The 11,110-nt window shown below is 55.8% G+C and carries 12 protein-coding genes and 1 pseudogene; 3 read left to right on the forward strand and 10 right to left on the reverse strand.

Features of this window, described 5'->3' with window-relative positions; all coding sequences use genetic code 11:
• Positions 1 to 63: 63 nt before the first annotated feature.
• Both RSSM_RS01055 and nrdR read right to left on the reverse strand, forming a co-directional pair.
• The gene (locus RSSM_RS01055) at positions 64 to 1,224 is read right to left on the reverse strand and encodes an FtsX-like permease family protein (RefSeq protein WP_008673537.1); all 1,161 of its coding nucleotides are present in this window, start codon (positions 1,222 to 1,224) and stop codon (positions 64 to 66) included.
• Between the two features lie 179 nt (positions 1,225 to 1,403).
• Positions 1,404 to 1,859: pseudogene (gene nrdR / locus RSSM_RS01060) on the reverse strand (transcriptional regulator NrdR); the annotation flags it as partial.
• Between the two features lie 321 nt (positions 1,860 to 2,180).
• On the opposite strand from nrdR, the gene RSSM_RS01065 reads away from it, so the two are divergent.
• Positions 2,181 to 2,861, forward strand: a complete 681-nt coding sequence (locus tag RSSM_RS01065) for a PH domain-containing protein (protein WP_008673540.1) — start codon at positions 2,181 to 2,183, stop codon at positions 2,859 to 2,861.
• 25 nt (positions 2,862 to 2,886) lie between these two features.
• Positions 2,887 to 3,276: a DUF4339 domain-containing protein gene (locus RSSM_RS01070; RefSeq protein WP_008673542.1), complete on the forward strand. Its 390-nt coding sequence runs from the start codon at positions 2,887 to 2,889 to the stop codon at positions 3,274 to 3,276.
• Positions 3,277 to 3,385: 109 nt separating this feature from the next.
• Here the strand turns inward: RSSM_RS01070 and RSSM_RS01075 are convergent, their stop codons facing one another.
• Together RSSM_RS01075 and RSSM_RS01080 are read right to left on the reverse strand one after the other, a co-directional pair.
• Positions 3,386 to 3,940: a methylated-DNA--[protein]-cysteine S-methyltransferase gene (locus RSSM_RS01075; RefSeq protein ID WP_008673544.1), complete on the reverse strand. Its 555-nt coding sequence runs from the start codon at positions 3,938 to 3,940 to the stop codon at positions 3,386 to 3,388.
• The gene (locus RSSM_RS01080) at positions 3,937 to 5,094 is read right to left on the reverse strand and encodes an acyl-CoA dehydrogenase family protein (RefSeq protein ID WP_008673546.1); all 1,158 of its coding nucleotides are present in this window, start codon (positions 5,092 to 5,094) and stop codon (positions 3,937 to 3,939) included. The genes RSSM_RS01075 and RSSM_RS01080 overlap by 4 nt, the downstream gene beginning before the upstream one ends.
• Before the next feature lie 243 nt (positions 5,095 to 5,337).
• On the opposite strand from RSSM_RS01080, the gene RSSM_RS01085 reads away from it, so the two are divergent.
• Complete coding sequence (locus tag RSSM_RS01085; protein ID WP_085979974.1) at positions 5,338 to 6,570, forward strand: PQQ-dependent sugar dehydrogenase; 1,233 nt, start codon at positions 5,338 to 5,340, stop codon at positions 6,568 to 6,570.
• Positions 6,571 to 6,632: 62 nt separating this feature from the next.
• Here RSSM_RS01085 and RSSM_RS01090 read toward each other — a convergent pair whose 3' ends face one another.
• From RSSM_RS01090 to RSSM_RS01115, 6 genes are all read right to left on the reverse strand, one after another.
• Positions 6,633 to 7,193, reverse strand: coding sequence for an adenylate kinase (locus RSSM_RS01090; protein ID WP_008673550.1), 561 nt, complete (start codon positions 7,191 to 7,193; stop codon positions 6,633 to 6,635).
• Positions 7,194 to 7,352: 159 nt separating this feature from the next.
• Complete coding sequence (gene secY, locus RSSM_RS01095; RefSeq protein ID WP_008673552.1) at positions 7,353 to 8,747, reverse strand: preprotein translocase subunit SecY; 1,395 nt, start codon at positions 8,745 to 8,747, stop codon at positions 7,353 to 7,355.
• 433 nt (positions 8,748 to 9,180) lie between these two features.
• The gene (gene rplO / locus RSSM_RS01100; protein WP_044300455.1) at positions 9,181 to 9,678 is read right to left on the reverse strand and encodes a 50S ribosomal protein L15; all 498 of its coding nucleotides are present in this window, start codon (positions 9,676 to 9,678) and stop codon (positions 9,181 to 9,183) included.
• Positions 9,679 to 9,779: 101 nt separating this feature from the next.
• Positions 9,780 to 10,316, reverse strand: a complete 537-nt coding sequence (rpsE, locus tag RSSM_RS01105) for a 30S ribosomal protein S5 (protein WP_008673561.1) — start codon at positions 10,314 to 10,316, stop codon at positions 9,780 to 9,782.
• 84 nt (positions 10,317 to 10,400) lie between these two features.
• A complete protein-coding gene (gene rplR / locus RSSM_RS01110; RefSeq protein WP_044300456.1) occupies positions 10,401 to 10,769 on the reverse strand; it encodes a 50S ribosomal protein L18 in 369 nt (122 codons plus the stop codon).
• Between the two features lie 63 nt (positions 10,770 to 10,832).
• A partial coding sequence (locus RSSM_RS01115; RefSeq protein ID WP_044300457.1) for a 50S ribosomal protein L6 occupies positions 10,833 to 11,110 on the reverse strand: 278 nt, incomplete at its 5' end.

The raw sequence follows: 11,110 nt of genomic DNA on the forward strand, positions 1-11,110 counted from the left end.
TCGGTTTTCCGGCGTGTTCGATTTGGCAGGCCGCGGTCCGAGTTGCTGCCAAAACAGACCCACTCAAAACAGACTCGCGGGATCGGCGCGAAGCAGTTTCCGAAGTGCCAACAGGCCACTGATCAAACACATCGACGTGGTGAGTCCGAGGACTAGCAATCCGCGAGGAATTGTAAGACGCATCGGCAAACCAGAAAAAGATTCCAGGCCCCAAAATAAACCCCACGTCACCAACACCGCAGGAATGAAGCCAAACAATGACAAATAGATGGACTGCTGCACGACCAGCTTAATGAAATACCAGTTCGGATATCCCATCGCCTTAAGAGTTGCAAACTCCGGCATCGCGTCCTGAAGACTGGTAAACAGAATCTGATAGCAAATGATGACTCCAACGACGAAACCCATCACGGTTCCGATGAAGAAAATTTTCCCGACCGGAGTCTGCCCCTGCCAAAAATCAATCTCTTGTCGCTGCAATTCCTCTCGCGTGAGCACCCGCCAGATATCAGGCCCCAAATCGGAGAGTCGGGCCGCGACCGCTTTCGGATCGGCTCCTTCTTCGATGCGGATCATGCCCACATCGACGACCTCCAACGGGTTCCCGTTTCCGCGAATCGGGAAGTACTCGGCAAACTCACGCTCCTGCACCATCAGGGTGCCTTCGTTAGCGAAATCGGTTCCGATCGTGACACGCCCGACGACACGGATACGTTTCCCCGCCAACTCAATAACCTGTGACGCGAGTTCTTCATCGTCGCTTGCGAAGCCATACTCGCTGCGCGTTTTCCGATCAATCAGCGTCGCGCCTGGCGGCTGCAGTTTATGCCGTTGCTCGCTCAACCCTGTGACATTGAGCCATCCGGGTTCGGGAACCGAAACCACGCGGATCGGGCGAACCTTCTGTCCCTTGACCCGCACCTGCGCCAACCACAATTCGATTAACAACGGTTCGACATCGCTCACGCCCGGAACCGACCGCGCCCGTCGCAACAGGTCACGAGGAAAACGCTGGTCCACCGGCAACATGTATCTCGCCGGGCTGATAGCAACCAAATCACATTCCATCAACTCAATCAGTTGAATCGGACTGTCCAGCAACGCGTTTCGGAAACCGTATTGGGTAAACATCAATACGGCGGCGAAACCGACCCCGGCTGTCGCCAAGAAAAGTCGTCTCGGTTGATGGACGAGGTTCTTCCAGGCCAGCGGTGTGCGTTTCATGAACGTTCCCCGGCGGCACGTGGTTTCTTCAACTTGGTCGGTTTATCGCGTTGGTAGGACTTCTTGATTTTGGAGTCTCCCGCGTTTGCCTGTTCCAACGTCGCACGCGACTTTCGCTTTGCCGCGGTTTCGTTCATTGCGACCGGGCCTTTCTGCGTCGGGACGGCATCTTTGAACTCCTCGCGACTTTTGTCCAACACCGAAATGATTCTCAGAAAATCCTTCGCGTCCGAAAATTCACGATAAACACTCGCAAATCGAATGTAAGCCACTTCGTCGACATTCGCGAGAAATCGCAGCACCACCTCGCCGATTTTCTCGGCGGGAATCTCGAAATCGAACTCCGCATAGATTGCCGCCTCGATGCTCTGTACGGTCGCCTCGATCGTATCGCTCGCGACAGACCGTTTGGAGCACGCGCGTTCGATCCCGCGCCGGATCTTCTCGCGATCAAACGGTTCCCGCGTTTCATCGCTTTTGACGACGCGGACGTTCAATGCCTCGATATGCTCCATGGTCACGAAACGACGCCCACACTCCTGACAAACACGTTTGCGACGCACCCGGTAGCCGGCCTGAGCCGACCGGGAATCGAGCACTTTGTCGTTATCGGAATGACAAAACGGACAACGCATATCGCAGATCTAAATCGAGAAAGCGGTTGGGGACGAAAGTTCGCGAGAAAAATGGTGACTCTCACGAGATTCTGAGCCCTGTGTTATATTCCATCGAGCCATATTACCCCATGGCAACCGATGCGTTCCCTGTGACAATTCGATTCTTGGCTCTGCGACGACGCCCAACGCGATGACACAAATAATCGCGGTCGGCCAGTCATGATCGCCGCGCCGGTCACAAGCGGACCGCCGATCGCGATAGACTGCTGTCGCGGTAAAACGCCCCTCGCGATAGCCTGCCCAGCGCCTTCGATCTTCCCGACGACTAAGCAATTAACCATGAGCGAATCTGAGCAACCCGACGCAACCTCCGCGGAAAACCCACGTCCGGCCGCGGAATCCTCCCCGGTAACCGACTCGTCGGCTCCTCAACCCAACCCGGCAGGCGAATCCCAACCAAGCCCGGCGACACGACCCATGTCGCCGCGAGACCGGTTCGAACAGGAGGTCGCCACCCGTCGTGAATCTCTCGACGATCACGAACCGGAAGAATCCCTCTGGAACGGCGGATACAGCCCAAAAGCGATGGTGGGATGGTGGATCGCATTGATAGCAATTTCCATCGGCCTGCTGGTTGGGGCCTTCATGATCCCCCAACTGTCCTTTTCCATCGCGTTGGCTATTATTGTAATTCTGTGGCTGCTCGTCGGTGCAAACTACGCGCGGATGCGTTTAGGATTTCACTACGAATTGACCAGCCAACGTTTCATCCATAAAACGGGATTACTCACTCGACGCACCGACAGGATCGAGGTCATCGACATCGACGACGTCAGCTACGAGCAGGGGCCGGTTCAAAGGCTTTTCGGTGTTGGAAACATCAACATCACGAGTTCGGACCGCTCTGACCCGGAACTGCGACTCGTTGGTATTGACAAGGTCAGCGAGGTGTCCGGCTTGATCGACGACGTTCGCCGAACCGAACGGCGTCGCCGTAGTCTCCATATTGAATCGATTTAAACCCTCTTCAACTGATTCGAGCCCGATGACCGACTGGTACGTCCAACGAGAACACGAAGAACTCGGCCCTCTGAAACCGGCCGAGTTACTTTCGTTAGTTCGTGACGGAGACGTCCTTGCGGAAACCATGGTCCGAAAAGATGACTCGCCGTGGTTTGCTGCTGGCGAAGTGGGTGGACTGTTCGAGGCGGCCCGCCGTCCGACGATCGAGCACTATTGCCCCCACTGCGCAGACGTCCGAGTCTCCACCCCGCCGGCGACCTGCCCCAAGTGCGATCGTGCTCTCGTAAAAACGCGCCAACGGATTATCGAACACTCCGTCGGGAAATCAAAATCAACGCTGGGCGTTTCATCCGGTCCCACCGCTTCGGCCCGCCGGTGGCTACAACGCCGGATCGGTCGAGACATCTCTTAGCCGGCTCAACGACTGCGCGAACGACGTGCGGAATCCTCGCTCGAAAGACGCCCGCCGAAAGTTTGCGAAGGGCTGGATTCGCAGCGGACTCGTTGGCGCGATGCGATCGTCAAAAGAATAAACGAGCCTGTCCGCTCACCGTCGCCTCATGGTCCAGCAAAAAACGCTTGCGTTCGAGGCCCCCGGCAAAGCCTGCCAACACCCCACTGCGGGCCACCACTCGGTGACACGGCACGATGATTGAGATCGGGTTTCGACCGATCGCTGTTCCCACGGCCCGAACCGAACCCGGTCGCCCGACTATCTCAGCGATCTCGCTGTAGGTTCGCGTTTGGCCGAACGGGATTGCTTGCAACGCTCGCCATACGTTGTTCTGAAACTCGGTTCCGGTGAAAGAACACCGAGTCTCAAACACGCGTTGACCACCGGCAAAGTAAGACTGCAACTCCTCGACGAGACTCTTGGTCGACTCACAGTCCTGCCAATCAACCCGATCGACGTCGACTCGCCACTGAGCCGGAACCGGGTGATGCTCGCGAAAATACAAACCTGCACATCGGACGTCGCCGCTCGGGTCTATGATCACACTGATCCTCAACCCGCCTACCGGACTCTCCCACTCGGTTTGAATCCACTGGACGCTCGATGGACAAGTTAAACTCATGAAGCCATTCCGGAGAGTTCACAGACTCGCGACATTGTCAGTTCTTGAGGACATGACCAAACCAAAAAGAATAACGCCTCGCGGCACCAACGTCCAACATGATGCTGGTGAACGTACCCGGCTCCTTTGGCCGCCACCAATGCCGCCTGGGTTGAACGGATCACGAGATCATTCGCAGCGTTCCGGATCTGCATAACGTCTTCGGACGCCGTTCCGTCGGCCGCTGCCAACACATGACCTTCTAGCTGCCGCAACTCGGTTTCGAACGCATCAGTAGGTCCCAACAAATTCGGTCGTTCATCACAATTTGACCGCAGGTATCCGATCGCTGAACGCGACAACCCGATCGCTAGCGCCGATGTTTGCAACGATCCGGTTCCCGTGGAAGGCTTCCCGTTTGATTGCGAGCGGTGTGCCGGCTCACTCGGTCCCGAAACGATCCATTCACTGCCAATCGTGACTTGGTTGAATTCCAACTGGTCGGTGCCACTGCCCGACAATGCGACCAATGGAGCCCCGTCGCCATACTCGATTCCAGGCAGATCCACGGGCACGGCGAAAATCATCTCTCGCCCGTCGTCACAAACCGCCCCGACAACCACCACGTCTGCCACGCTCACACCGGTCACCCAGGGCGCGACCCCGTTGAGGATGTAAGAATCCAATTTGCCATTCCAACCGCCCTGGACCGGCTCGGCTCGGAGGACCGGTCGAGCCAGATGCTGTCGGCTTGTCGCTAGGTGACTGATTCCCACCGTGGCGAATTGGTCCCCGGTCATCAGCTCCGGCAACACTTGCTCATGCAGTAAAGTGTTGTCACTGTTCACCATTCGACTGATCGCGGCAACAAACTGAGTCAGTACGAACGCAGTCGTTAGATCTGCCGACGCGATTCCCATTAGGCCCTTCAAACGCTCTGCCGGAGACCAATCCCAACCGCCAATCACCGTGTCGCCTTTTGAAGCCGGCGCGAACCACCGAGGCACGCCCGCTTGCATGCATTGCTCCCAGGTCGTCGCGGGCCAAACGTCATGGCTGGCACGCAATCGAGCGTTTTGACCGAGTTCATCGACAAACTGCTCGAGCTGAAAGTCTTGGAAACTAACTTCGGATAAACCGGTACGGTTTTGCGATTCAGATTGCGTGAGTGACATGGCGATGGGTGCTCTCTCGATAAGAAGGAATAATGCCTCAGTTTCAAGTACGCGGAATTGATTTCGGCTTACCGCCGCCCTGCGCATGTAAATGTCTCAGTCAGTTAGAATATTTTATGATCCCGCGTCTCTAAGCTCCTAAACCCTTTCAAATTTCGCATGAAAACAGCTAATCACACCCATTTTGTTACCCCAGTGCAACACACAGTGATCACCTGTATCACGGTGCTGTCTGTCGTGTTTATGGTGGCACCGAACAGCAACGTTCGCACCGAAGATAAACACCCGTCCATTCAAACCGTCAACCTCGCGCAACCACCTGCTCACCTGAACACCGACCCAATGTCGATCGAGGTCGTGGAAGCCTACCCCAACCTTCGCGTCAGCCGCCCGATCATCATGACCGGTGCAGGCGATGGTAGCGGACGGCTGTTTATCGCCAGCCAAACAGGTGAAATCTATTTCATCGATGAAGCCGACACGCAGGTCGAAGAACCGAACCTGTTTCTCGACCTGAGCGACCGCGTGATCTACAAGGATCGCGAGAACGAAGAAGGCTTCCTCGGCCTGACGTTCCACCCCGACTTTCGTGAAAACGGTTTGATGTACGTGTACTACACATCATCCGCCCGCCCCCACGTTTCGGTGCTCAGTGAGTTTCGCACATCCGACGGCTCCCAAAATCGAATGGGTGACCCTATGAGCGAACGCATCCTGATGCAGATCCAACAACCGTTCTGGAACCACAACGGCGGCACCGTCACGTTCGGTCCCGATGGCTACCTCTACATCGCACTCGGGGACGGCGGCAAAGCAAACGATCCGCTGAAGTCCGCTCAAGACATGAGCAAAGTCCTTGGATCCGTTCTGCGAATTGACGTGAACTCCCGCGATGGTGACCTGCCTTACGCGATCCCGAAAGACAACCCTCTCGTCGGACGTTCCAACGTATGGCCAGAGATTTACGCCTGGGGTATTCGCAACATCTGGCGGATGGCGTTCGACCCTAAAACCGACGAGCTATGGGCCGCAGACGTGGGCCAAAATGACTGGGAAGAAATCAACATCATCCACAAAGGTGGCAACTACGGTTGGAGCCTCCGCGAAGGAGCCCACCGCTTCACCAAGGGTGGCGGAAAAGGTTCCGGACCGAATGATCGTTTGATCGAACCGTTGGTGGAGTATCCTCACACCGATGATTGGGGCAAATCAGTCACCGGTGGACTCGTCTATCGCGGTACTCAGACGCCGACCTTGGACGGATACTACCTCTACGGCGATTACGTTAGCGGTCGACTGTGGGCGATGAAGGTCGATCCCGATACCAAAAAGGTTCTTGAGAACCGCCCGATCGCGTGGCAGCAACTCCCGGTGTTTACCTTCGGCGAAACCGAATCTGGTGAAGCTCTGATGAGCACCATGATGGGCGGTGGGCGCATCTACAAATTCGTCGATAAAGCAAACGCCTCGAAGTAACGCTTCACGCGTAACCATTCCTGGTCGCTGGTTTCCGATTCGTTCGAGACCAGCGACGGCGACTACCGGTCGGCTCCAATTGATACGCGAATCCGCTCAAACACAACTTCCGGCGACGAACTCGCATCAACCTCTCGCACGAGCCCCCGTTCGCCGTAGTACTCCAACAGCGGCGCAGTTCGCTCTTCGTAGATCCGAAACCGTTCTTGGATGAACTGTGCCGAATCGTCCGACCGCGTCCCGGTCAGTGACCTCTGCGCAAGACGCTGCACCAATTCGTCCGCACCCACGATCAAATGCACAACGTGATCGAGTTGCTCCGTTGACCGCTCCATACTGTGGTCAAAAGCTTTCGCTTGCACCAAAGTGCGAGGAAACCCGTCGAGCAGATAACCGCGTCGACAATCCTCCTCCGACAAGCGGTCCGCCACCATTTTGAGAATAAAGTCGTCCGGCGCGAAATGACCGCGGTCAATACGTAGATGGATCGCGCCGCCCGTTTCGGAATCGAGCGAACGCAACATCTCGCCAGTACTGATGTGCGGCACGCCGAGCCACTCACTCAACAAACCACACTGTGTCCCTTTTCCAGCACCCGGCGGACCGATAAAGACGATCTTCACTGATCTAAACCGCTGAACGAACGATGACAGGGACGGATGCGGAAGCGAGATCGAGCGTTGAACCCGAAATCCGGGCACAGCTCAGGGCGACTCCCGGTTCCGAAAGCACGCCGTCGCGTCAAACGAAACAGCGATGCAAACTAGCCAGCAGAACAGCCCTTAGACCACTGGTGCGGTTCCACCGCCGGCTCCTTCGAGCAATCCACGGTAATTACGCATCACCAAGTGACTGTCGATTTTCTGCACCAAGTCAAACGCAACACTCACAGCGATCAGCAGTCCCGTACCGCCGTAGAATCCGGCGATCGAGTATGGAACGCCGAGCGAACCGTAGACAATCGTTGGCACGATCGCGATCAACCCCAAGAAAGCCGCTCCGACATACGTGATCCGAACCATCACCTTCTCGAGATAGTCCGTGGTACGACGTCCTGGACGGTATCCAGGGATGAACGTGCCGCTTTCCTTCAGGTTGTCGCTCATCTCTTTTGGATTGAACGTGATCGCCGTCCAAAAGTAGCAGAAGAAGAAGATCAGTGCGACGTAGAGCAAGTTGAAGAAGTAAGACGTCTGATCGCCCATCGTGAGGCTGATCAAATTCAAACCGCGGAAAAGCGGTCCCGAGGAATCAAACTGCCCAGCAAGGAATCCGAAGAACACGCCAGGGATCATCAACAAACTGCTAGCGAAAATAATCGGCATCACGCCGGCTTGATTGATCCGCAGCGGCAGGTGCTGACGCGTCCCACCATAAACGCGGCGTCCGCGAGTGAACTTGGCCGATTGAGTCGGGATCTTTCGTTGGCCGAGAGTGATGAACACAACACCAAAGACAACGACCACGAACAAGACCACCAGGATGATCAGCGTCTCGATGCCGACCTGTCCTTTCGCCAAACCGGTCAGTTCAGGTTTCATTCCGAGAACGAGTTCGTACAACGCCTTTGGCATCTGAGCGAGAATCCCGGCCATGATCAACAAACTGATCCCGTTGCCGATTCCGTATTCATCGATCTGCTCACCGAGCCACATCAGGAACACGGTCCCCGTGGTCATCGTCAGAACGGCAACGATCTGCCATCCGAAATACAGTTGCTGGTCCGCGTTCATAAAGAACGGGTTGATATTACTCTGCCCACCGGCACCGGTCATCAACATGAACTTCAGGTACATGTAACTCTGCACGAGGCAGATGACGACGGTCAGGTAGCGAGTGTATTCGTTGAGCTTCTTACGACCGGCTTCGCCTTCCTTCTTCAACTCTTCGAGCGGCTTATAAACGCTACCGAGCAGTTGGAAGATAATCGACGCCGAAATGTACGGCATGATACCGAGACCGAAGATCGTTGCCTGACGCAGATCACTCGCCGCGAAAACGCTGACCTTCTCGAAGAAGTCTGCGGCGCCTCCGCCGGCGGCATCTTCGAGGTTGGTGGCGATCATCGGCAATGGGATGTGGAACCCAATCCGGTAGACTGCAAGCAGCCCAATCGTCAAGAAAATCTTTTTACGTAGTTCAGGAATCGAGAAAATGATTCGGAGCTTTTCCAGCATCGATCTGTCCGTCGTCGATCGGTTAAAGGTGGGGCCAATGGTGGCAAGACGGGCAGTCTAGCGATCCCGGAGCCTCACCACGAGAGTGATTTATAAACAGTTTGAGCGAAACTACCACCACACCAAGGCTTTAGAGAGTCGCGACCACGAACGTTCTCTAGGCTACGTCGCTGATCATCTAGCAATGGCATGCCAAGTTCACCATGCCTTCGAGCCCCCCGGCACACCCTCATCACGAGAGTAGGCATCCGACGCTATCCGACCCAATGCCGCCGGTCCTTCGCCCCACATCCGGGCCCGAACGCTCGAGCCAGTTCGGCGACACAGACGACGAAGTCGCCTGCTCACCGTTCATTCCGCCGCGTCACGGACGACCGTCTTTTCGATCGATCCGGAAACGACGCGTGTCCTTCTGCGATCGGAGGCCAACGCCTTAGGCGTTGGCTTCTTTCAGAACCGCAACACGCTCATCGGGAGTGCGTTTCGCAGCGATCTTCTCGATCGTTCCGCCAGCAGCGGTGATCTTTTCTTCGGCCGACTTGCTGAATCGGTGAGCCTGCACGGTGAGCTTCTTGGAGATTTCGCCATCGCCGAGAATCTTCACTTCGTCGAAGGTTCCTTTGGCGAGGTTCTTATCCGCCAAAGTTTGCAACGTAACGGTGTCGCCATCGTTGAAGGCGTCGTTAAGTCGGCTCACGTTCACTGCGAACACAGTGACGGACCATTTGTTATTAAAACCACGTTTGGGAACGCGGCGGAACATCGGCATGGCTCCACCCTGGAAGTTTGGCTTCCGGCTGTAACCGCTACGGCTCTTGTGTCCCTTGTGTCCGCGACCGGAGGTTTTTCCCGTTCCGCTACCAGGACCCCGACCAATTCGCTTGCGTTTGCGGTGCTTCGTAATTCCGCGATGAACGTCGTTGAGTTGCATAGTAAAGATCTACTTTGGGAAGAATGCACCGATCAGAAACAAGATTCGATCGCAATCCTTCATGTGGTGTTCAAAATTGGACGATTGGGCGTGGTCGCCGATTAGGCTTCGATGAGCTCTTCCGGCTCGATTCCACGCAGGGCGGCGATTTGCTCGCGAGTTCGCAGCTTGCTCATCGCATCGAGTGTTGCTTTGACCAGAGTGACGGGGTTATTGGTCCCGTACGACTTGGTCAAAATGTCGTGAATACCGCATGCTTCGCACACTGCACGAACCGCCTGACCGGCGATGATACCGGTACCAGCCCCGGCTGGGATCAAAACAACCTTAGCCGCACCGAAGTGGCCCCAAACTTGGTGAGGAATCGAACCTTCGACCAACGGCACGTTGATCATGCTACGGGAAGCCTGCTTGGTGGCTTTCTGAACGCTCGGTGGGACTTCGTTGGCTTTTCCGTATCCCCAACCGACTTGTCCGTTGCCGTTTCCAACCACCACCATTGCGGCAAAGCTGAATCGACGACCGCCCTTCACAACGGCGGCACAACGCTTGATTTTGACAACGCGATCGACCAAGTCACTGGGCAAACCAGGTTCTTCGTTCTTGTTACGTCGGCTGTTGCTGCGTGAATTACTCATTTGTGCAATTTGTCTGCTGAAAGGGCTGCAGAGGACACTCGGTTAAGCCACTGCGATTGTAATGTGTTCGAAAAAGGTATTTACCTAGAATTGCAGGCCGGCTTCACGAGCGGCATCTGCAAACGCTTTGACGCGTCCGTGGTACTTGTTGTGACCACGATCGAGTTGGGCCAACTTGATGCCGGCTTCGTTTGCCCGCTCAGCCACCAACTTGCCAACCAAGGCTGCTGCGTCGCAGTTTCCGCCCTGCTTCACTTGATCCCGAATGCTCTTGTCACGGGTGCTCGCGCTGACCAGAGTCTTGCCTTGCTCGTCGTCGATCACCTGACAGGCGAAGTGCTTCAGCGAGCGATGGATGCATAGGCGTGGCTGGGTCGCGTCACCGCGCAGTTTGTTGCGGACGTGACGACGACGTCGAAGACGCTTCGACCGAATTTTCTTGTTTTTATCCATGACAGTAAACCGTTCGGGGAGTGGACTCGCAAAGCCGTCCATTCCCAAGTGATGTTGGGATGATTATTTCGTAGCCGACTTACCAGGCTTGATCTTAACGTGTTCGCCTTGGTAACGAACGCCCTTGCCTTTGTAAGGTTCAGGTTTCCGCAGCGAACGAACGTCGGCAGCAAATTGACCGACCTTCTGCTTGTCGCAGCCTTGAACGACCACATGTGTTTGGTCGGGGCATGTCACCGTCAGGTCCGCCGGAATCTTCTTGTGCAGTTCGTTTGCAAAACCGACTCGCAACTGGAGTGTGTCACCACTCACCGAGGCGAGGTAACCAACGCCGACGATCT

The organism is Aporhodopirellula sallentina SM41 (genome assembly GCF_000346505.1).
GTDB classification, from domain to species: domain Bacteria; phylum Planctomycetota; class Planctomycetia; order Pirellulales; family Pirellulaceae; genus Rhodopirellula; species Rhodopirellula sallentina.

What these genes read in the sequence shown, in the direction of transcription:
- RSSM_RS01085 (WP_085979974.1), top strand. Translation starts at nt 5,338, where the DNA reads ATGGTGGCACCGAACAGCAACGTTCGCACCGAAGATAAACACCCGTCC.
- RSSM_RS01070 (WP_008673542.1), top strand. Translation starts at nt 2,887, where the DNA reads ATGACCGACTGGTACGTCCAACGAGAACACGAAGAACTCGGCCCTCTG.
- RSSM_RS01055 (WP_008673537.1), bottom strand. Translation starts at nt 1,224, where the DNA reads ATGAAACGCACACCGCTGGCCTGGAAGAACCTCGTCCATCAACCGAGA.
- secY (WP_008673552.1), bottom strand. Translation starts at nt 8,747, where the DNA reads ATGCTGGAAAAGCTCCGAATCATTTTCTCGATTCCTGAACTACGTAAA.
- rplO (WP_044300455.1), bottom strand. Translation starts at nt 9,678, where the DNA reads ATGCAACTCAACGACGTTCATCGCGGAATTACGAAGCACCGCAAACGC.
- rplR (WP_044300456.1), bottom strand. Translation starts at nt 10,769, where the DNA reads ATGGATAAAAACAAGAAAATTCGGTCGAAGCGTCTTCGACGTCGTCGT.
- RSSM_RS01075 (WP_008673544.1), bottom strand. Translation starts at nt 3,940, where the DNA reads ATGAGTTTAACTTGTCCATCGAGCGTCCAGTGGATTCAAACCGAGTGG.
- RSSM_RS01065 (WP_008673540.1), top strand. Translation starts at nt 2,181, where the DNA reads ATGAGCGAATCTGAGCAACCCGACGCAACCTCCGCGGAAAACCCACGT.
- rpsE (WP_008673561.1), bottom strand. Translation starts at nt 10,316, where the DNA reads ATGAGTAATTCACGCAGCAACAGCCGACGTAACAAGAACGAAGAACCT.
- RSSM_RS01080 (WP_008673546.1), bottom strand. Translation starts at nt 5,094, where the DNA reads ATGTCACTCACGCAATCTGAATCGCAAAACCGTACCGGTTTATCCGAA.